General features: G+C 62.3%; 17 protein-coding genes and 1 pseudogene. 5 read left to right on the top strand and 13 right to left on the bottom strand.

The window, feature by feature from the left end; translation table 11 throughout:
- Positions 1–65: 65 nt before the first annotated feature.
- The 3 genes and pseudogenes from ubiB to ubiE all read right to left on the bottom strand — a co-directional run bounded on the left by ubiB (position 66) and on the right by ubiE (position 3,061).
- Complete coding sequence (ubiB, locus tag AD659_RS01285; RefSeq protein ID WP_053117620.1) at positions 66–1,670, bottom strand: ubiquinone biosynthesis regulatory protein kinase UbiB; 1,605 nt, start codon at positions 1,668–1,670, stop codon at positions 66–68.
- Positions 1,667–2,291, bottom strand: a pseudogene (locus AD659_RS01290) (ubiquinone biosynthesis accessory factor UbiJ). Before AD659_RS01290 ends, ubiB begins: the two are co-directional and overlap by 4 nt.
- Positions 2,291–3,061, bottom strand: a complete 771-nt coding sequence (gene ubiE, locus AD659_RS01295) for a bifunctional demethylmenaquinone methyltransferase/2-methoxy-6-polyprenyl-1,4-benzoquinol methylase UbiE (RefSeq protein WP_003196937.1) — start codon at positions 3,059–3,061, stop codon at positions 2,291–2,293. The pseudogene AD659_RS01290 and the gene ubiE overlap by 1 nt, the downstream one beginning before the upstream one ends.
- 155 nt (positions 3,062–3,216) lie before the next feature.
- Between ubiE and AD659_RS01300 the strand changes: the two genes are divergently transcribed.
- The 3 genes from AD659_RS01300 to AD659_RS01310 all read left to right on the top strand — a co-directional run bounded on the left by AD659_RS01300 (position 3,217) and on the right by AD659_RS01310 (position 5,114).
- The gene (locus AD659_RS01300) at positions 3,217–3,492 is read left to right on the top strand and encodes a polyhydroxyalkanoic acid system family protein (protein ID WP_053117622.1); all 276 of its coding nucleotides are present in this window, start codon (positions 3,217–3,219) and stop codon (positions 3,490–3,492) included.
- Between the two features lie 265 nt (positions 3,493–3,757).
- A complete protein-coding gene (locus tag AD659_RS01305) occupies positions 3,758–4,180 on the top strand; it encodes a phasin family protein (RefSeq protein ID WP_053117624.1) in 423 nt (140 codons plus the stop codon).
- Between the two features lie 10 nt (positions 4,181–4,190).
- A complete protein-coding gene (locus AD659_RS01310; protein ID WP_053117626.1) occupies positions 4,191–5,114 on the top strand; it encodes a phasin family protein in 924 nt (307 codons plus the stop codon).
- Positions 5,115–5,304: 190 nt separating this feature from the next.
- Here AD659_RS01310 and AD659_RS01315 read toward each other — a convergent pair whose 3' ends face one another.
- From AD659_RS01315 to AD659_RS01360, 10 genes are all read right to left on the bottom strand, one after another.
- Positions 5,305–5,925 (bottom strand): TetR/AcrR family transcriptional regulator, encoded by a 621-nt coding sequence (locus AD659_RS01315; protein WP_053117628.1) that lies wholly within the window; start codon positions 5,923–5,925, stop codon positions 5,305–5,307.
- 60 nt (positions 5,926–5,985) lie between these two features.
- Positions 5,986–7,668 (bottom strand): class II poly(R)-hydroxyalkanoic acid synthase, encoded by a 1,683-nt coding sequence (gene phaC, locus AD659_RS01320; protein WP_053117630.1) that lies wholly within the window; start codon positions 7,666–7,668, stop codon positions 5,986–5,988.
- 112 nt (positions 7,669–7,780) lie between these two features.
- Positions 7,781–8,638 (bottom strand): poly(3-hydroxyalkanoate) depolymerase, encoded by an 858-nt coding sequence (gene phaZ, locus AD659_RS01325; protein WP_003186648.1) that lies wholly within the window; start codon positions 8,636–8,638, stop codon positions 7,781–7,783.
- A 259-nt stretch (positions 8,639–8,897) separates the two neighbouring features.
- On the bottom strand, positions 8,898–10,577 hold the full coding sequence (gene phaC, locus AD659_RS01330) for a class II poly(R)-hydroxyalkanoic acid synthase (RefSeq protein ID WP_053117632.1): 1,680 nt from the start codon (positions 10,575–10,577) through the stop codon (positions 8,898–8,900).
- Between the two features lie 278 nt (positions 10,578–10,855).
- Complete coding sequence (locus AD659_RS01335) at positions 10,856–11,233, bottom strand: gamma-butyrobetaine hydroxylase family protein (protein WP_053117634.1); 378 nt, start codon at positions 11,231–11,233, stop codon at positions 10,856–10,858.
- A 226-nt stretch (positions 11,234–11,459) separates the two neighbouring features.
- A complete protein-coding gene (gene hslU, locus AD659_RS01340) occupies positions 11,460–12,797 on the bottom strand; it encodes an ATP-dependent protease ATPase subunit HslU (RefSeq protein WP_053117636.1) in 1,338 nt (445 codons plus the stop codon).
- Positions 12,798–12,847: 50 nt separating this feature from the next.
- On the bottom strand, positions 12,848–13,378 hold the full coding sequence (hslV, locus tag AD659_RS01345) for an ATP-dependent protease subunit HslV (RefSeq protein WP_003196958.1): 531 nt from the start codon (positions 13,376–13,378) through the stop codon (positions 12,848–12,850).
- A gap of 265 nt (positions 13,379–13,643) precedes the next feature.
- A complete protein-coding gene (locus AD659_RS01350) occupies positions 13,644–14,348 on the bottom strand; it encodes an SPOR domain-containing protein (RefSeq protein WP_053117638.1) in 705 nt (234 codons plus the stop codon).
- A 1-nt stretch (position 14,349) separates the two neighbouring features.
- Positions 14,350–16,086, bottom strand: coding sequence for an arginine--tRNA ligase (gene argS / locus AD659_RS01355; protein ID WP_053117641.1), 1,737 nt, complete (start codon positions 16,084–16,086; stop codon positions 14,350–14,352).
- A gap of 210 nt (positions 16,087–16,296) precedes the next feature.
- On the bottom strand, positions 16,297–18,516 hold the full coding sequence (locus tag AD659_RS01360; protein ID WP_053117643.1) for a primosomal protein N': 2,220 nt from the start codon (positions 18,514–18,516) through the stop codon (positions 16,297–16,299).
- 279 nt (positions 18,517–18,795) lie between these two features.
- Here AD659_RS01360 and rpmE point away from each other — a divergent pair, with 279 nt between their 5' ends.
- Entirely contained in the window at positions 18,796–19,020 is a 225-nt protein-coding gene (gene rpmE / locus AD659_RS01365) for a 50S ribosomal protein L31 (protein ID WP_053117645.1), read from the top strand.
- Between the two features lie 11 nt (positions 19,021–19,031).
- Positions 19,032–19,844 carry a thermonuclease family protein gene (locus AD659_RS01370; RefSeq protein WP_053117647.1) on the top strand — a complete coding sequence of 271 codons (813 nt, stop codon included), beginning with the start codon at positions 19,032–19,034 and terminating at the stop codon, positions 19,842–19,844.
- Positions 19,845–20,014 lie beyond the last annotated feature (170 nt).

Here is a 20,014-nt window from a genome sequence, read left to right on the forward strand (position 1 = left end):
GGACCGCGCACCTGACATCGGCGGGCCCTGCGTTGAAACAGTGTGCCAGCGTGAACAGGTGCTGGCTATCGGCGAACGACCAGATACAGCCCGACCACCATCATGATGCCGGCCGGCCAATGACCCAGCTGACTCAGCGGCCCGCCGGTCGCCAGCACCGCGCCGCCACCCAGGTGAGCCGCGCCCAGCAGGCGCAACAACCAGTCATCCTTGCGTCGGTGCCACGGTGGCGCCGGGTCGTGGGCGTGGGGTTGGGACATGCGTTCGAGCAGGTCGCGGGTCATGTTGGCCAAATGCGGGATCTGCTCGAACTGGCTCTGCACATTGCCCAGCAAGGCCCGTGGGCTGACGCGCTCGCGCATCCAGCGTTCGAGGAACGGTTGGGCGGTGTTCCACAGGTCCAGGTCCGGGTACAACTGACGGCCGAGGCCTTCGATGTTCAGCAGGGTTTTCTGCAACAGCACCAACTGCGGCTGAACCTCCATGTTGAAGCGTCGCGCGGTCTGGAACAGGCGCATCAGCACCTGGCCGAAGGAAATATCTTTTAACGGTTTTTCGAAGATCGGCTCGCACACGGTACGGATTGCCGCTTCGAATTCGTTGAGCTTGGTCTCGGCCGGCACCCAGCCCGAATCGATGTGCAGTTGGGCGACGCGACGGTAGTCACGCTTGAAGAAGGCGAACAGGTTGCGGGCCAGGTAGTCCTGGTCTTCGGGGGTCAGGCTGCCGACGATGCCGCAGTCGATGGCGATGTATTGCGGGCTCCACGGCTGGACCGTGCTGACGAAGATGTTGCCCGGGTGCATGTCGGCGTGGAAGAAACTGTCACGGAACACCTGGGTGAAGAAGATCTCCACGCCGCGTTCGGCCAGCAGTTTCATGTCGGTGCGCTGGTCGGCCAGGGTCGCCAAGTCCGTCACCTGGATGCCGTAGATGCGCTCCATCACCAGGACTTTCGGCCGGCACCAGTCCCAATAGACTTGCGGCACATAGAGCAGCGGCGAGCCTTCGAAGTTGCGGCGCAACTGGCTGGCGTTGGCGGCCTCGCGCAGCAGGTCGAGTTCGTCGTAGATGGTCTTTTCGTAGTCTTGGACCACGTCCACCGGGTGCAGCAGGCGCGCATCGGCCGACAACCGCTCGGCGGCGCGGGCGAGGATGAACAGCCATGCCAGGTCCTGGGCGATGATCGGCTTGAGGCCCGGACGGATGACCTTGACCACCACTTCTTCGCCGCTCTTGAGCTGCGCGGCGTGAACCTGGGCCACGGAGGCCGAGGCCAGGGGCTCGACGTCAAAACGGCTGAAGACTTCGCTGATCTTCTTGCCCAACTGCTCCTCGATCAGCGCCACCGACAGTTTGGAATCGAACGGCGGCACACGGTCTTGCAGCAGCATCAGTTCATCGGCGATGTCTTCGGGCAACAGGTCGCGACGGGTCGAGAGGATTTGCCCGAACTTGATGAAGATCGGCCCCAGGTCCTGTAGCGCCAGGCGCAGGCGTGCGCCGCGCGTCAGATCCAGGGTTCGCCGGGGAAACCAGCGCCACGGCAACACGAAGCGCAGCGCCAGGAGAAACCAGGGCAGCGGCAGGGCGAACAGCAGGTCATCGAGGCGGTAGCGGATCACGACGCGCTGGATGCGCAACAGACGGCGGACGGCAAGCAGCTTCATGCGTTATCGCTTGGTTTCAAGGGATCGGGAAAGGCGCTCGAAACGCGCCTCGAGTCGTTCCAGGTCAAGCTTGACCTGGTCCAGTTCATCAAAACGGGCCTGGGCCTCGCGTTGGCCTACGAGGGTACGCGATTCTTCGGCCAGGTATTCACTCAGATTCTGTCCCAGGCTGGCGAAGCCCTCGCGATACCAGCGGCGGCGGCTGTTCAGATGGCCGCTGAGCAACTGGGTCGCCACCGGGCCGATCCAGCGGGACACTTCATATTCCCAGTCCAGTTCCAGGTCCTGGAGAATCGCCGCCAGTTCCAGCAGCACACCGCTGTCGCCGTCGAGTTCGACTTCGGGGCTGTGCAGCACCGCGCTCTTGTCCTTGCCCAGGGCCAGGTTCAGCAGGCTCGACGCCGGGGCGCGCAGCGTGCAATCGGCTTCGGCTTCCCAATGGGCGGCGAGCATCAGGCCTTCGTCGCTGGGCAGGATGAACAACCGCAATGCCGGGCTGCGGCAGTCGACGGCGATCACGCGACCGCTCAAGTGCGCCAGGCGCGGGAGCGCCGTGCTGTCCAGGCGCAGCACCCGGTTGAGGCCGAGTTCGACGCTGGCGAGCAGGCCGGTGAGCAACATCAGGGTTTGATACCGCGATGCAGGGCGACGATGCCCGCGGTCATGTTGTGGTAGGTCACGCGGTCGAAACCGGCCTCGACCATCATCGACTTCAGGGTTTCCTGGTTCGGGTGCATGCGGATCGATTCGGCCAGGTAGCGGTAGCTTTCCGAGTCATTGGTGATCAGCTTGCCCATCAGCGGCATGAAGGCGAACGAGTAGGCGTCATAGGCCTTGGACATCAGCGCGTTGGTCGGCTTGGAGAACTCCAGCACCAGCAGGCGGCCGCCGGGCTTGAGCACGCGCAGCATCGAGCGCAGGGCGTCTTCCTTGTGGGTGACGTTGCGCAGGCCGAAGGCGATGGTCACGCAGTCGAAATGGTTGTCGGGGAACGGCAGCTTCTCGGCGTCGGCCTGGACGAACTCGACATTGCCGGCCACACCCAGGTCCAGCAGGCGGTCGCGACCGACCTTGAGCATGGACTCGTTGATGTCGGCCAGGACCACCTGGCCGGTCGGCCCGACGATGTGGGAGAACTTCTTCGTCAGGTCGCCCGTGCCGCCGGCGATGTCCAGCACGCGGTTACCGCTGCGCACGCCCGACAGCTCGATCGCGAAACGCTTCCACAGGCGGTGCATGCCGCCGGAGAGCAGGTCGTTCATCAAGTCGTACTTGGCGGCTACGGAGTGGAAAACCTCGGCGACTTTTTCCGCTTTCTGGCTTTCCGGCACGTTCTTGAAGCCGAAGTGAGTGGTGGGTTCGGCATCGCTGCCTTTGCGCTGATCAGTCATATCGCGGTCACCAAAAAAGAATGCGGGACATTCTAATCCCGGTGGAGGGCTTTGTCTTGGCAAGGCTGAAGGTAAGATGGGCGACCGCCGGGACGTTTTGACGCAGCCAGGGTCTGAAACGTTCAGGCAAGTCCCGATAAAACAGGAGTCACCCGATGGCCCGTATAACTGTTGAACGTGCCCATGGCCTGGGCAAGGAAGCGGCGCGAGAGAAAGCCGACAAGCTGGCGCAGAAGTTGTCCGACAGCTATGGCCTGGAGCCGCAGTGGGTGGGCGATACCCTGAAACTCAAGCGTTCCGGGGTCAAGGGCGAAGTGCATGTGGGCGAGGACTCGATCCGCGTCGACGTGGAGCTGGGCATGTTGATGTCGGCCATGAGCGGCACGATCAAAGGCGAAATCGAAAAGGCGTTGGATAAGGCGTTGGCCTGATTGATCGCAAGGGTCGCGAATGCAGAACCAAAGTTAACCACTTATCCCTGTGGGAGCGAGCCTGCTCGCGATTGCGGCGTGTCATTCAACATCAATGTTGCTGGTCCACCGCAATCGCGAGCAGGCTCGCTCCCACAAAGGCAGTCATCGCTCTCAGGTTTGTGTCAGTTGTTAGGGTGCCGTTTCTAATTATTGTCACTACTTTGTGCCTGAGCCCGTCCCTGCGCGGGCAGTTCCTCAAACCTTTTTTCGAGTGAGGTGCACCATGGCCAAAGTTATTCTGAAGAAAAAAACCGACGTTGAATCTTCCACGCTCAGCGACGTGAAAACGTACGCGCGCAAGATCTGGCTGGCGGGCCTGGGCGCCTACACGAAGGTCGGCCAGGAAGGCAGCGAGTACTTTCAGGAGTTGGTAAAAGCTGGCGAAGTTATTGAAACCAAAGGCAAAAAGAAAATTGCCGGAAAACTTGAAGCGGCCAACAGCGAATTGATTGAAGCCAAGACCGACGTCAACACTTTCAAGGCTAGGGTTGAAGTACAACTCGATAAAGTCGAGAAGGTATTCGATGCCCGTGTTGCAAGTACCTTGAATCGTATCGGCATTCCGTCTAAACATGACGTTGAGGCACTCTCTGCTAAGCTCGATGAGCTGACAGCATTGCTCGAACGTGTCGCGCGTAAACATTAAGGAGAACGGGATGGCTGGTAAAAAAATCACAGAAAAAGAAGGCAGCTCGTGGGCCGGGAAGATTGAAAAGTATTCCCGCAAAATCTGGCTGGCTGGTTTAGGCGTGTACTCGAAGATCGACACTGACGGCAGCAAGCTCTTCGAGTCCCTGGTTAAGGACGGCGAAAAGGCCGAAAAACTCACCAAGACGGCGGTCGGCAAACAAGTCGATGCCACCAAAGAAACCGTCGACTCTGCCAAGTCGCGAATCGGCGGCGTGAAGGATCGTGCACTGGGCAAATGGGACGAACTGGAAGGGGCTTTCGACAAGCGCCTGAACAGCGCGATCTCACGCCTGGGCGTGCCGAGCCGTAATGAAGTCAAGGCGCTGCACAGCAAGGTCGACACACTGACCAAGCAGATCGAAAAACTCACCGGCGCCAAAGTTGCCCCAGTGGCGACCAAGACAGCAGCGGCCAAGCCAGCGACCAAAACGGCAGCCAAGCCACTGGTCAAGGCTGCGGCAAAACCCGCTGCCAAGCCTGCGGCGAAAGCAGCGGCCAAGCCAGCGGCTAAAACCGCAGCGGCCAAACCTGCTGCCAAGGCGGCGGCCAAACCGGTAGCGGCGAAAGCGGCAGCCAAGCCTGCTGCAAAACCTGCGGCCAAGCCAGCGGCCAAAACTGCTGCAGCTAAACCCGCAGCGGCTAAAGCAGCGGTCAAACCAGCTGCTAAGCCCGCAGCCAAGCCAGCGGCAAAAGCGGCGGCCAAACCTGCTGCGGCGAAGAAACCTGCCGTGAAGAAACCGGCCGCGCCAAAAGCGGCCGCACCCAAGGCGCCAACCGCGGCCGCCAAACTGGCAACCCCGGCGAGCACGACGAACTCCGCCGCCGCTCCGACCCCGGTCGCCACGCCGACACCCGCGCCGACTCCATCGACGCCTCCCACCCAGTCCTGATTTTCAGGGCTGACAAAAGACGCCCGGTCTAGGTACCGGGCTTTTTTGTTTGTACGCAGGTCAACCTGTGGGAGCGAGCTTGCTCGCGATAGCGGTGGGTCAGCCACATTGATGTTGGATGTGCGACCGTCATCGCGAGCAGGCTCGCTCCCACAATGGAATCTGCCACTGCCACTGCCACTGCCGGTGGTTAGTCGTGTTCTTCCAGGTACCGCAACGCCAGTTGCTCAATCGCCACTTTGGTTGCGGGCGGCAGGTGTGGGGCCACCAGCATCATGATCTGGTAGACCACCAATCGAACCTCGCCCTCGCGGTCGAGGATCCGCTGGTAGTCCAGGGAGAACAACAGGGTCATGGTGATCTGTTCCACCAACTGCCCCAGGGCCTGGGTATCGCTGACCAGCAATTCCTGGGCCTTGAGCTGCGCCAGCAGCGAGGCGAGGGTTCGCTTCAGGGCGTTGAGCAACTGGCGGATGCCCTTGGCCAGCTTCGGCAGGCGTCCGGCCAGGTTCGACAGGTCCTGGAACAGGAACCGGTACTGGGCCAGGCGCTCGACGATCAAGTGCAGGAACAGCCAGTAGTCTTCCGGCGCCAACTGCGCATCCGCCGGAGGGTCGAGCAACGGTGCCAGTTCGTTCTGGAAACGCTCGAACAGCCCGAGGATCAGCGGTTCCTTGCCATGGAAGTGGTAGTAGAGGTTGCCCGGGCTGATGCCCATTTCGTTGGCAATTTCCAGGGTCGATACGTTCGGCTCGCCCTTTTCGTTGAATAATTGCAGGGCACATTCAAGGATACGGTCGCGGGTTTTCATCCGGTCTTCTTAATGATCAAGTCGTGCCACGGCCAAGCGCCTGGCCGTGGGGTGAGGCCTTCAGCGCACGCGAACATAGGTCCCGGGGGCGGCGTCCAGCGGCGGGTAGTTCGCGTTGCCCAAGGTCATCTGGGTTTCGTGCTGGGCGCCGGAGCGTTCCTGGATCCAGCCCAGCCATTGCGTCCACCAGCTACCTTCGACGTGCTTGGCGTCGTAGTACCAGGCCCGCGGGTCACTGCTCAATTTCGTGCTTTCGATGTAGTTGGCCTTGGGATTGCCCGGTGGATTGAGGATGCTCTGGACATGGCCGCTGTTGGAAAGCACGAAGCGTTTTTCGCCACCGAGCAACAGCGTCGAGCGGTACACCGCATCCCAGGGCGTGATGTGGTCGTTGATGCCGCCCACACTGAAACTGTCCACCGTCACTTTCTGCAGGTCGATGGGCGTGCCGCACACTTCCAGGCCGCCGGGATGGGTCAGTGGGTTGTGCTTGAAGAAATCCAGCAGGTCGCCGTGGTAGGCCGCCGGCAGCCGGGTGCAGTCGTTGTTCCAGTAGAGGATGTCGAAGGCCGGCGGCTCCTTGCCCAGCAGGTAGTTGTTGATGAAGTAAGTCCAGATCAGGTCGTTGGGGCGCATCCAGGCGAACACCCGGGCCATGTCGCGTCCATCGAGGATGCCTTTCTGGTAGGAACGGCGCTTGGCGGCTTCCAGCGTCTGCTCGTCGATGAACAGTGTGGCCGGGCTGTCGATCTGGCTGTCCAGCAGGCTCACCAGATACGTGGCGCTGGCGACCCGGCGCAGCTGGCGCTTGGCTTGCAGGTGGCCTTGCAGGGCGGCGATGGTCATGCCACCGGCGCAGGCGCCCATCAGGTTGACCTCGCGGGCGCCGGTGATCGCCCGGCACACATTCATCGCTTCTTCCGTGGCCTCGACATAGCTGGATAGGCCCCATTCGCGGTGGCGGACGTCCGGGTTGCGCCAACTGATGATGAACACCTGCAAACCGTTTTTCAGCGCGTACTGGACGAAGCTGTTGGAAGGGCTGAGGTCGAAAATGTAGAACTTGTTGATTTGTGGCGGCACGATCAGCAATGGCTTGGCGTACTGCTTTTCGCTCATGGGCCGGTACTGGATCAGTTCGAGCAATTCGTTGCGAAACACCACCGCGCCGGGTGTGGTCGCCAGGGTCTTGCCGACTTCAAAGGCATGAGGCGTGGTTTGGCGCGGCAAGCCGTCGTTATGCAACAGGTCGTCCACCAAGTGGCTGATGCCGCGAACCAGGCTGGAACCGCCGGAGTTGAACAGCTCCTTGACCGCCAGCGGGTTGAGCAAGGTATTGGACGGCGCTACGGCGTCGTTGAGCAGGGCGAAGGCGAAGTGGGCGCGGGCGCGGTCATCCTGGCCCATGTCGCTTTCGTCGATCCAGCTCTTGACCTGTTTTTGCCAGCTCAGGTAGGCCTGCAAGCTGCGGCGATAAAACGGGTTGAGCTGCCAGGTAGGGTCGGCGAAACGCGGGTCATTGGGGTTGGTGGGGTGCAGGGTCTCGCCCAGTAGCACTCGGCCCAATTGACTGCCCAGTTTCAACGCATGCCGGGCACTGTGCACCGGATTGCGCAAACCGTGTGCGGCCACACTGCGCAACGTGGACAGCAGGTCCCTGCCACGCAGGCCGGTGACCGCACTTTGTGCGTTGATGAAGCTGGCAGGGGCGGGCATGGAGCCCTTCGCCGGTTTGTCGCGCATGAGTCAACTCCTTCGTCATCAGGCTAAAAACAAACACACCGAACCAGACAACATAGTCGCTGTTTCGGGTTGCTGCGCAATCCGGCGTCCTGCCAGGCGCTAATGGGCGGTTTCAGCCGCCGCCCAGTGGCGAGGGATGCGGATGCATCACCGCACGCTGACGTTCTTCCTCCAGGAATTTCATGATGATCGGCGCCACCGCCTCGGCCCGGGTGATCAGGAACAGATGGCCGTCATCGATGATGTGCAATTGGGCGTTGGGAATGCGCCAGGCCAGCATGCGCATGTTGATCAGTGGAATCAGCGGGTCGTCATCGCCGGCCAGCACCAGGGTCGGCTGGTGGATCTTGTGCAGCCAGTGGATGCTGGTCCAGCCGAGGCCGGCGAACAGTTGCCAGTAATAACCGAGCTTGCCCGCCGAACGAACCTTGGCCGCGTGGCTGGCCGCCAGGCTCGGGTCGCGGCGGAACGAACCTCCGTAGATCAGCGGTGCGATACGCATCACATGGGAAGGTTGAACGTAGCGCCGGGGGCTGGCCATCATCCACAGCACCTTCGGTTTGCCCGGCACCATCACCGCCCCGGCCGCCGTGGCCGCCAGGACCAGCTTCTTGCAGCGCTCCGGGTAGTCGTAGGCGAACTGCTGGGCCAGGGCGCCGCCCCAGGACACGCCGATCACGTTGACCTGCCCATAGTCGAGGTAATCGAGCATCCGCGCGGTGAGCTTGGCCAGGCCGGGAAAGCGATACGGCCGGTTGGGCGTCGAGGAGCCGCCGACGCCAGGCACGTCAAAGGCGATCACTTCCAGGTCCGGGTCCAGGGCCTGGATGAACGGAAACACCAGCTCGAGGTTGGCGCCGATGCCGTTGAAAATCAGCAGCGGCGTCAAGTGAGGCTTGCCGGGACGTACCGCGGTGCGCAAGGTCTGGCCATCCAGATCGACGGTACGGAAGATGTACGGTTGCGGCATGCTTCAAGCCCTGTGGGTTGGGTCGCTGTCTTTCATTTTTCCCCGATCCCCTGTGGGAGCGAGCTTGCTCGCGATTGCGGTGTGTCAGCACATACCAATGTTGACTGTGCCGCCGTCATCGCGAGCAAGCTCGCTCCCACATGGGGTCTGCTGTGAACATGATCTTGCGTTCACCAGCGCTGTGGGCCTTGCATTCAGTGTCGGCTGGCGGGAAGTATTCGTGAGCAAGCCCACCCCCACAGCAGACGAGTTGCATCCGTTACCGCTCATGCACATAGGTGCCGGGCGCCGCTTCACCGGCCGGGTAGGCCTTGTTGCCCAGCACGGTCGGGGCCTTTTTCAGTTTGCCCGAGCGCTCGGCCTGCCAGGCCTGCCAGTGCAGCCACCAGGAATCGGTGTGCTTGGTGGAGTTTTCCTGCCAGTCCTCGGCCTTGGCCGGCATGTCCTCGCCGGTCATGTAGCGCGACTTGGGGTTGCCGGGCGGGTTGAGGATGCTCTGGATGTGGCCGCTGCTCGACAGCACGAACTCCACCTTGCCGCCAAACAGCTGCGCCGACTTGTAGCAGGACTTCCACGGCGTGATGTGATCATTGGTGCCGGCCAGGGAGAAGATGTCGGCGGTGACCTGCTTGAGGTCGATGGGCGTGCCGCACACTTCCAGTGCGTTGGGGCGGATCAATGGGTTGTTCTTGAACATTTCGATCAGGTCGCCGTGGAACGCCGCCGGCAGCCGCGTGGTGTCGTTGTTCCAGAACAGGATGTCGAACACCGGCGGCTCGTTGCCCAACAGGTAGTTGTTGACCCAGTAGTTCCAGATCAGGTCGTTGGGGCGCATCCAGGCGAACACCTTGGCCATGTCGCGACCTTCGAGTACACCAGCCTGGTAGGAGTGGCGCTTGGCCGCTTCCAGGGTCTGTTCATCGACGAACAGCGCCACGTCAGTGTCCAGGGTGGTGTCGAGCACGCTCACCAGCAAGGTCAGGGCATTGACCTTTTTCTCGCCGAGGGCGGCGTAATGGCCCAGCAGCGCGGTGCAGGTGATGCCGCCCGAGCAGGCGCCGAGCATGTTCACGTCCTTGCTGCCGGTGATGGCCGTGACCACGTCCACCGCTTCCTTGAGTGCTTCGATGTAGGTCGACAGGCCCCACTCGCGCTGTTCCTTGGTGGGGTTGCGCCAGCTGACGATGAAGGTCTGCACGTTGCTGCGCAGACAGAAGCGCGCCAGGCTCTTGTCCGGGCTCAGGTCGAATACGTAGAACTTGTTGATCTGTGGCGGCACCACCAGCAGCGGTCGCTCATGGACCTGCTCGGTGATGGGCCGGTACTGGATCAGCTCCAGCACGTCGTTGCGAAACACCACGGCGCCTTCGGTCACACCCAGGCTCTTGCCGACCTCGAACGCGCCCATGTTCACCTGGCTCGGCATCCCGCCGTTATGCACCAGGTCCTTGGCCAGGTGGGACAGGCCATCGAGCAGGCTCTTGCCGCCGGTTTCGAAGAAGCGTTTGACCGCCGCCGGGTTGGCCGCCGAGTTGGTCGGGGCCATGGCTTCGGTCATCAGGTTGATCACGAAATGCCCACGGCTGATGTCCGCGGGCGAGAGGTTGCTGTCGTCGATCCAGGCGTGCAGCTCCTTGCGCCACGCCAGGTAGGTTTGCAGGTAACGTTTGTAGAGCGGGTTCTGGCTCCACGCGGGGTCGGCGAAGCGACGGTCGTCGCCGGCCGGTTGCAGCTCGGATTTGCCGAACAGGACATTCTTGAGTTCGACGCCGAAGTGGGCGACGTGCTTGACGCTGTGCAGTGGTTGCTTGATGGCCTGGGTCAGCACCATCCGGGCAGAGGCCAGCAGGTCTTTCCTGCGCAAGCCGACGACGGGATTCAAGCCCAGGGTGTTTTCCGAGGCTTGGTACTTCAACTCATCGTTGTTCTTGTTGCTCATCTACGACGCTCCATTGTCCTTCAGACGAGTACCGGGACCGTGCCATGAAGCCACACAGCCAATACCAGGTACGCTGCTCGGGTGACCAATAATTCCGCATCGAGGGCCAATGAGGAAACGTGTGCCAGGAACTCGCCGGTTCCTTTGCAGGGAACTTGCCAGCTCCATTGGTTACCCGAGTTTAATTTTTTTCGCAAGCAGGCCAGTCATTGACGTTGCTGCGCGGGCATTCAAGCAGATGAGTCTAGAAAAATCGCCCTAAAGCGCCAGCCCTTGAGTTAGAGCATCAGCTTGACGACGGACTCGTTAGGATCGCGGGTTTTTCCGGCGGCCTTGAGTTCGTCAAGATAATCGTTCCACAGGTCTTGCTGGCGCACCGCCAACTGGTAGAGATAGTCCCAGGTGAACAATCCGCTGTCGTGGCCGTCGTCGAAGGTCAGTTTCAGTGCGTACTGGCCGGCCGGTTCGACCTTGGTCAGGGCAACGTTGAGCTTGCCGTATTGCAGGATGGGTTTGCCGTGGCCCTGGACCTCGGCGGAAGGCGAGTGCACCCGCAGGAATTCGGCGGGCAGGTGGTACTCCTCGTCCAGCCCGTATTTGAGCGTCAGGGTCTTGGAGGCTTTGTGCAGGTTGATGGCGGTGGGGAGTTTGGTCATGGGTCGTCAGTCTCTTGAAGCCATGTGTGAACATTATGTGGCGAGGGAGCTTGCTCCCGCTGGACGGTGTAGGAGCTGGCGAAGCCTGCGATCTTTTGATCTTGATCTTCACTCCAGACTCAACTGGTAGTGGAAGGATCGCAGCCTCGTTGCACTCGACAGCTCCTACAGAGCCCAGCGGGAGCAAGCTCCCTCGCCACAGGAGCTCGCTCACACTGGGGATGGCTTACAGGATATACCGCGACAGGTCTTCGTTCTGCGCCAGCTCACCCAGGTGGCTGTTGACGTACTCGGCGTCGATGAGGATCGGCGCTTCGTTGTGGGCGCTGGCCAGGTCGCCAGCGCTGAACGACACTTCCTCGAGCAAGCGTTCGAGCAGCGTGTGCAGGCGACGGGCACCGATGTTTTCGGTCTTCTCGTTGACCTGCCAGGCGATCTGGGCCAGGCGCTTGATGCCCTCCGGCGTGAACTCGATGCTCAGGCCCTCGGTCTTGAGCAGCGCGCAATACTGTTCGGTCAGGGACGCATGTGGCTCGCTGAGGATGCGCTCGAAGTCTTCCGGCGTCAGCGCCTTGAGTTCGACACGGATCGGCAGGCGACCCTGCAGCTCCGGCACCAGGTCGCTCGGCTTGCTCAGGTGGAACGCACCGGAGGCGATGAACAGGATGTGGTCGGTCTTGACCATGCCCAGCTTGGTGTTGACCGTGCAGCCTTCGATCAGCGGCAGCAGGTCGCGTTGTACGCCTTCGCGGGACACATCGGCGCCGCCGACATTGCCGCGCTTGGCAACTTTGTCGATCTCGTCGATGAACACGATGCCATGCTGCTCGACCGCTTCCAGCGCCTTGGCCTTCAACTCTTCTTCGTTGACCAGGCGACCGGCTTCTTCATCGCGCACCAGCTTCAGCGCTTCCTTGACCTTGAGCTTGCGGCTCTTCTTCTTGCCCTTGCCCATGTTGGCGAACAGGCTCTGCAACTGATTGGTCATTTCTTCCATGCCCGGCGGCGCGGAAATGTCGACGCCGGCCATTTCGGCCACTTCGATCTCGATTTCCTTGTCGTCCAGCTGGCCTTCGCGCAGGCGCTTGCGGAACAACTGGCGGGTGTTGGAATCCTGGGTCGCGGCGGCGTCGGCATTGAAGCCCATGCGCGCTGGCGGCAACAGCGCGTCGAGGATGCGCTCTTCGGCGGCATCTTCGGCGCGGTGGCGGACCTTGGTGATCTCCTGTTCGCGCAGCAACTTGATCGCAGCGTCAGCCAGGTCGCGGATGATCGACTCGACGTCGCGGCCGACATAACCGACTTCGGTGAACTTGGTGGCTTCGACCTTGATGAACGGTGCGTTGGCGAGCTTGGCCAGGCGTCGGGCGATTTCGGTCTTGCCGACACCGGTCGGGCCGATCATCAGGATGTTCTTGGGGGTCACTTCGACGCGCAGCTCTTCGGGCAGCTGCATCCGGCGCCAGCGGTTACGCAGGGCGATGGCGACGGCGCGCTTGGCATCGTCCTGGCCGATGATATGGCGGTTGAGTTCGTGGACGATTTCGCGGGGAGTCATGGACATAATAATTGGCGGTCCTCAAGCAAGAATGAGCCGGTGCGCAAGTGGCAGGCTTATTCGGCGAGGTCCTGCTCCTCAATGGTCTGGGTGTGGTTGGTGAAGACGCAGATGTCGCCAGCGATGCCCAAGGCAGTCTCGACGATTTCACGGGCCGACAGGTCGGTTTTTTTCAGCAGGGCGCTGGCCGCGGCCTGGGCGTAGGCGCCGCCGGAACCCATGGCGATCAGGCCGTCCTCGGGCTCGACGACGTCGCCGTTGCCGGTGATGATCAAAGAGGCGTCCTTGTTGGCGACCGCGAGCATGGCTTCGAGGCGGCTCAGGGAACGGTCGGTGCGCCATTCCTTGGCCAGTTCCACGGCGGCGCGGACAAGATGACCCTGGTGTTTTTCAAGCTGGCCTTCGAAACGCTCGAACAACGTGAAGGCGTCGGCGGTGGCACCGGCGAAACCGGCGATGACCTCGCCGTGATACAGGCGGCGGACTTTTTTCGCGTTGCCTTTCATCACGGTGTTGCCCAGTGAAACCTGGCCGTCGCCGCCCATGACGACTTTGCCATGACGGCGGACTGAAACGATGGTGGTCAAGGGAGAGTCTCCACGCAGCGGGGCGAAAATGCCCGGATGGAACTCATATGGGGGTGGCGTGGGGTTTTTCAACTGTGGGGGACGAGTGGTGCGAGGCGCGTAGGAGCTGTCGAGCGGAGCGAGGCTGCGATCTTTCCCCAGACAATTGAGTCTCAAGCGAAAGATCAAGATCAAAAGATCGCAGCCTCGCTCCGCTCGGCAGCTCCTACAGGCCCAGCGGGAGCAAGCTCCCTCGCCACCAGTCAGTACCGCAGGGATGCGGAGATCAGCGGCTCTGGCGTTGTTGTAACAACAGGTTGCTGAATCCACTGCCGGCCAATTGTTTCTGGGCCTTGGTCAATTCTTCGCGGTTGCTGAACGGGCCGACCAGTACCCGGTACCAGGTTTCGTCCTTCACCGTACCGGACTCCACAGACACCGATTGGCCCAACAGAATGATCTGCGCCCGGACCTTGTCGGCGTCGGCTTCCTTGCGGAACGAGCCGGCCTGCAGGAAGAACTTCGTCACTGGCGCGGCTTTCTGCACGGGCGGGGCCGGTGGCGGCGTGATGCCGGCCAGGGCCGCCTGGGCACGGGCGGTGTCGATCTTCGCCGCTTCGGCCGGGGTCACCGGTGTGGTGGGTACCTGCGGCACTTGCGGCGTCGGCAGGGTTTTCTCCGGCACGGCATCGGGCGGCACGATGACTTCCGATTCCGGCAGCAGGGTGTAGAAGTCGTACTTCGGCTTCACCGGTTGTGTCGGGCTCGGCGGGGTCTTGTTGGCCTCGGCGATGCGCGTGGCTTTCTGCTGCTCTTGCCGCACACGCTTGACGTCATCGCCCTGGCCCGGCTCCAGCTTCATCAAGAACACAATGAACGCGCCGACGGTCAGGCCGATGGCCATCCACAACCAGCCCGGAATCGGCTGTTTGGCTGGAGGCTGGTAACGACTGGCGCCGCGCTTGGGTGCGGGTTTTTTCTTAGCGGCCAACTTACATGCGCTCCAGGGTTTCCAGGCCCAGCAGTTCCAGGCCTTGCTTGAGCGTGCGCCCGGTCAGTGCGGCGAGGCGCAGGCGGCTCTGCATTTGCTCCGGGGTTTGCGCATTGAGGATCGGGCAATTCTCGTAGAAGCTGGAGAACAGGCCGGCGACATCGTACAGGTAGGCGCACAGGGTGTGTGGCGTGCCCTTGTCGGCAACGTTGTTCAGCACCTCGCCGAACTGCGCCAGTTTCGCCGCCAGCTCTTGTTCCTGGGGGGCCTCAAGCACAATCTGGCCGTCCACTTCATCGAAGCCTTTGCCAAGCTTGCGGAACACCCCCGCCACGCGGGTGTAGGCGTACAGCAGGTACGGCGCGGTGTTGCCTTCGAAATTGAGCATCAGGTCGAAGTTGAAGCTGTAGTCGCTGGTGCGGTGCTTGGACAGGTCGGCGTATTTCACTGCGTCGATGCCCACGACCTTGGCGATCTTGCGCAGTTCGTCCTCGGCCAGGTCCGGGTTCTTGCCCTTGACCAGGGTGTAGGCGCGGTCCTGGGCCTCGGTCAGCAGGTCGATCAGCTTCACCGTGCCGCCGTCGCGGGTCTTGAACGGACGGCCGTCGGCGCCGTTCATGGTGCCGAAGCCCATGTGCTCCATTTCCATCGGGTGGGTCACGAAGCCAGCCAGGCGCGCCACTTCGAACACTTGCTGGAAGTGCAGGGCCTGGCGCTGGTCGACGAAATAAAGCACCCGATCGGCCTTGAGTACGCCGTTACGGTAGCGCACGGCCGCCAGGTCGGTGGTGGCGTAGAGGTAGCCGCCGTCGGCCTTGACGATGATCACCGGCAGCGGTTCGCCATCGGCGGTCTTGAACTGGTCGAGGAACACGCACTGGGCACCGTTGCTTTCCACCAGCATGCCCTTGGCCCGGAGATCGTTGACCACATTGACGAGGTCGTCGTTGTAGGCGCTTTCGCCCATCACGTCGGCCATGGTCAATTTGACGTTCAGCAGCTCGTAGATTTTCTGGCAGTGGGACAGGGAGATGTCCTTGAACTTGGTCCACAACGCCAGGCACTCGGCATCGCCGGCCTGCAGCTTGACCACCAGGCCGCGGGCGCGGTCGGCGAACTCCGGCGACTCGTCGAAGCGTTGCTTGGCGGCGCGGTAGAAGTTTTCCAGGTCCGACAGCTCGTCGCTGGTGATCGGATTTTCCTGGAGATAGGCCATCAGCATGCCGAACTGGGTGCCCCAGTCGCCGACGTGGTTCTGGCGGATCACGGTATCGCCAAGGAACTCCAATACGCGTGCCACGCCGTCGCCAATGATGGTCGAGCGCAGGTGGCCGACGTGCATCTCCTTGGCGAGGTTGGGGGCCGAGAGGTCGACCACGGTGCGCTGCAACGGGCCGGCCTTGCGCACGCCGATGCGTTCGTCGGCCAGGGCCGCGTCCAGGCGCGAAGCCAGGGCCTGGGTGTTCTGGAAGAAATTGATGAACCCGGGGCCGGCGATGTCAGCTTTGCTGACGTTCTCGTCGGCCGGCAGCGCGGCGATGATTTTTTCCGCCAGGTCGCGAGGTTTCATGCCGGCCGGCTTGGCGAGCATCATCGCGATGTTGCTGGCGAAGTCGCCGTGGGTCTTGTCGCGGGTGTTCTCGACCTGAATCGCCGGCGACAGGCCTTCTGGCAGCACACCTTCAGTGACGAGTTGGGCGATGGCTTGCTGGATGAGCTGGCGAATGGTGTCTTTCATGGTCTTCTCTTTCAACCGCAGGCGCGGCGGCGCTTCGATGCGCTGGTGGAAAAACTGGGCATTATCCGTGGCGCGGGCGAGCTTGCCAACTGTAGCGGGTCGGTTGGGGATGTGTGGTGACTATTCGGGCCTCATCGCGAGCAGGCTCGCTCCCACATTGGAATGCGATCCCCTGTGGGAGCGAGCCTGCTCGCGATGGCGGCGCCTGGGTCAGTACAAATCCACCGGATCCACATCCAGCGACCAGCGCACCGCCCGCCCGCTGGGCATCTGTTCCAGCACCAGCAGCCAGGCGCTCAACAATCGATGCAACGGCGCCCGGGCATTGGCCTGCAATAAAAGCTGTGCGCGATAACGCCCGGCCCGCCGCTCCATCGGAGCTGGCACCGGGCCCAATAGTTCGATGCCGCTGAGGTTCTGTTCTGCCAGCAGGCGCTCGGCCTCGCTGCACGCTTCGTCCAGGAAACCTTCAGCCTGTCCCGGCTTGTGGGCTTCGGCCCGTAATAACGCCAGGTGAGCAAAGGGCGGCAGGCCGGCGCTGCGGCGTTCGCTCAGGGCCTGCTCGGCGAAGGCGAAATAACCCTGCTCGGTGAGTTGAATCAATAGCGGGTGGTCGGCCAGGTGCGTCTGGATAATCACCTTGCCCGGCTCCTCGGCCCGTCCGGCCCGGCCTGCGACCTGGACGATCAACTGCGCCATGCGTTCGCTGGCGCGGAAGTCGCCGGAAAATAGCCCGCCGTCGGCGTCGAGAATGGAAACCAGTGTGACTCGCGGAAAGTGGTGCCCCTTGGCGAGCATCTGCGTGCCGACCAATATGCACGGCTGACCCTTCTGGATCGTCGCGAACAGTTGGTTCATCGCGTCCTTGCGCGAGGTGCTGTCGCGATCCACCCGCAACACCGGGTAGTCCGGAAACAGGATGCCCAACCGTTCTTCGGCGCGTTCGGTACCGGCGCCGACCGGGCGCAAGTCCACTTTGCCGCACTGCGGGCAATGCCTTGGCACGCCTTCGACGTGGCCGCAGTGGTGGCAGCGCAGTTCGCCATGGCGTTGATGCACGGTCATCCGCGCGTCGCAGCGTTCGCAGCCAGACATCCAGCCACAGTCGTGGCACAGCAGGGTCGGGGCAAAACCGCGGCGATTGAGGAACACCAGGACCTGTTGCCCGGCGGCCAGGGTCTGGCCGATGGCTTGTTGCATCGGCCCGGAAATACCGCTGTCCAGTGGGCGGCTTTTCACGTCCAGGCGCAGAAAGCGCGGTTGCTTGGCGCCACCGGCCCGTTCGTTGAGGCGCAGCAGGCCGTAGCGGCCGGTGTAGGCGTTGTGCAGGCTTTCCAGCGAGGGCGTGGCCGAGCCGAGCACGATCGGGATGTTTTCCTGGCGGGCGCGCACCAATGCCAAGTCGCGGGCGTGATAGCGCAGGCCTTCCTGCTGTTTATAGGAGCCGTCGTGCTCTTCGTCGATGATGATCAGGCCGGGGTTCTTCATCGGCGTGAACAGGGCCGAGCGCGTGCCGATAATAATGTCGGCCTCGCCGTCGCGGGCGGCGAGCCAGGCTTCCAGGCGTTCGCGGTCGTTGACCGCCGAGTGCACCAGCGCAATCCGCGCATTGAAGCGTTGCTCGAAGCGCGCCAGGGTCTGGGGGCCGAGGTTGATTTCCGGAATCAGCACCAGGGCCTGCTTGCCGGCCTCCAGGGTCTGGCGGATCAGTTGCAGGTAGACTTCGGTCTTGCCGCTGCCGGTGACCCCCGCCAACAGAAAGGCGTGATAGCTGTCGAAACCTGCGCGAATCGCCTCGCAAGCGGCCCGCTGTTCGGCGTTGAGCGGCAGTTCCGGCTGGGCCAGCCAATGTTCATGGCGGGCGCCGGGAGCGTGTCGACGGATCTCCACTTGGACCAGGTCCTTGGCCAGCAACAGATCGAGGCTGTCCTTGCTGAGCATCAGTTTGCTCAGCAGTTGATGGGCCACGCCATGGGGGTGTTGGGCCAGGGTTGCCAAGGCTTCGCGCTGGCGCGGGGCGCGGGCGATGCGCGGGTCATCCAGCGAGGCCCCTGGCGCCACCGACCAGAACCGCTCCTGGCGCGCCTCGGCCAACTCGCCCTGGCGCAGCAGCACCGGCAGTGCCCAGCTCAGGGTGTCGCCGAGGCTGTGCTGGTAATACTGGGACGTCCACAGGCACAGCTTGAACAGCGAGGCGGGCAGCGGCGGCGTGGCATCGAGCAGGGCCAGGGCCGGTTTGAGCTTGTCGGCCGGGACCTCGCTGTGGTCGGTCACCTCCACCAGGATGCCGATCATTTCCCGGCGGCCGAACGGCACCCGCAGGCGCATGCCCGGCTGCAATTGCGCACGCAGGACCCCGGCCGGGGCGCGGTAGTCGAACAGACGGCGCAGTGGCGAAGGTAGGGCGAGGCGCAGGATGGCGTCGGGCACGCGGGGGATCTCGGTAGGCGGACAAATACGCAAGGCTCAATGTGGGAGCGAGCTTGCTCGCGATGGCGGCCTGTCAGTCAACATGCATGTGACAGATCCACCGCCATCGCGAGCAAGCTCGCTCCCACAGGGATTGTGCTTGAGGCCGGGAGCCTAGCAGACGGTTGGTACAAGGCATAGCTTGCGCGAATGACGATGTCTGGTAGAATCCGCGGCCTAATTACGTGCGGTATTCAACAATAGTGTTGGGTGGCGGCACGCTAGCCTGAGGAAAACAGCATGAAAACCGATATCCATCCGGAATACCCAGAAATTGCCGTAACCTGCAGCTGCGGCAACAAGTTCGAAACGCGTTCGACCTACGGCAAAGCCCTGGCGATCGACGTTTGCAACGAATGCCACCCGTTCTACACCGGTAAGCAAAAGACTCTGGATACCGGCGGCCGCGTTCAGAAGTTCGCCGATCGTTTCGGTGCTTTCGGCAAAGTTACTCCAAAAGCCTGAGGCTGATCATTTTGGATGGTCGTCTCGACTGCTCCAGATTGATAAAGAAGGCGTCCCTTGCGGGCGCCTTTTTTGTGTCTGCGATTTGGCTCTGTGGTGCCCAGGCGTCGTGTCCATCGCCGGGCAACCTGCCCCAGGTGGCGGTGCAGCGCGTGGTGGATGGCGACACCTTGTATCTGGAAGGTGGCCGGCGCATTCGGATGATCGGCCTCAACAGCCCTGAGTTGGGCAAGCGCGGCCGCGCCGACGAACCGTTCGCCGTGGCGGCGCGCCAGCGACTCGAAGCCCTGGTGGCCGCCAGCGGTGGCCGGGTGGGCGTATTGCCTGGCAAGGACGACCGCGATGATTACGGTCGCACGCTGGCCCATGTCTACAACGCCCAGGGCGAAAACCTCGAAGAGCGCCTGATTGCCGAAGGGTTGGGTTTTCTGGTGGCGGTCGCGCCGAATGTCGAGCTGGTCAGTTGTCAGCAAATGGCCGAGCGTCACGCGCGGCAAGCTAGAGTCGGTCTCTGGAAAAAATCCCCGGTCGTGCGAGTCGAGCAGATCAATGCCCCCGGTTTCGTGCTGGCCAGTGGGCGGGTAGAAAGCGTACGACGTAATCGCGGTGGCATCTGGATTGAATTGCAGGGGCCGGTTGTCTTGCACATTGCGCCCAATCTACAGAGACGCTTCGACGCCTCGGCCCTGGATCGGCTCAAAGGACGGAAGATCGAGGCTCGTGGCTGGGTCGTCGACCGCGCCCGGCGTGGCGACAGCAAGGCCGGGCAGGCTCGATGGATGTTGCCGCTGACCGATCCGGCCATGCTGGAAGCGGTCCTGTAGGAAAAAATTGTAGACATTTCGTCGATGGATTGTATGCATGTAGCCCTTGTGTTTCGCGGCTCTTGGCCCAAAGTCGTAGGGCAGGGCGCTTGACAGCAGTGACTGGTCAGTCTTGTGGGGACTTTGCGAGGCGCGTATCCTCGGCGGTCCGTCTGTCCAACACAGTAAAA

Origin of the sequence: Pseudomonas thivervalensis (assembly GCF_001269655.1) — a bacterium.
Classification (GTDB): domain Bacteria; phylum Pseudomonadota; class Gammaproteobacteria; order Pseudomonadales; family Pseudomonadaceae; genus Aquipseudomonas; species Aquipseudomonas thivervalensis.

What these genes read in the sequence shown, in the direction of transcription:
- argS (WP_053117641.1), bottom strand. Translation starts at nt 16,086, where the DNA reads ATGAAAGACACCATTCGCCAGCTCATCCAGCAAGCCATCGCCCAACTC.
- AD659_RS01310 (WP_053117626.1), top strand. Translation starts at nt 4,191, where the DNA reads ATGGCTGGTAAAAAAATCACAGAAAAAGAAGGCAGCTCGTGGGCCGGG.
- phaC (WP_053117630.1), bottom strand. Translation starts at nt 7,668, where the DNA reads ATGCGCGACAAACCGGCGAAGGGCTCCATGCCCGCCCCTGCCAGCTTC.
- AD659_RS01300 (WP_053117622.1), top strand. Translation starts at nt 3,217, where the DNA reads ATGGCCCGTATAACTGTTGAACGTGCCCATGGCCTGGGCAAGGAAGCG.
- phaZ (WP_003186648.1), bottom strand. Translation starts at nt 8,638, where the DNA reads ATGCCGCAACCGTACATCTTCCGTACCGTCGATCTGGATGGCCAGACC.
- ubiB (WP_053117620.1), bottom strand. Translation starts at nt 1,670, where the DNA reads ATGAAGCTGCTTGCCGTCCGCCGTCTGTTGCGCATCCAGCGCGTCGTG.
- ubiE (WP_003196937.1), bottom strand. Translation starts at nt 3,061, where the DNA reads ATGACTGATCAGCGCAAAGGCAGCGATGCCGAACCCACCACTCACTTC.
- phaC (WP_053117632.1), bottom strand. Translation starts at nt 10,577, where the DNA reads ATGAGCAACAAGAACAACGATGAGTTGAAGTACCAAGCCTCGGAAAAC.
- rpmE (WP_053117645.1), top strand. Translation starts at nt 18,796, where the DNA reads ATGAAAACCGATATCCATCCGGAATACCCAGAAATTGCCGTAACCTGC.
- AD659_RS01335 (WP_053117634.1), bottom strand. Translation starts at nt 11,233, where the DNA reads ATGACCAAACTCCCCACCGCCATCAACCTGCACAAAGCCTCCAAGACC.
- AD659_RS01305 (WP_053117624.1), top strand. Translation starts at nt 3,758, where the DNA reads ATGGCCAAAGTTATTCTGAAGAAAAAAACCGACGTTGAATCTTCCACG.
- AD659_RS01315 (WP_053117628.1), bottom strand. Translation starts at nt 5,925, where the DNA reads ATGAAAACCCGCGACCGTATCCTTGAATGTGCCCTGCAATTATTCAAC.
- hslU (WP_053117636.1), bottom strand. Translation starts at nt 12,797, where the DNA reads ATGTCCATGACTCCCCGCGAAATCGTCCACGAACTCAACCGCCATATC.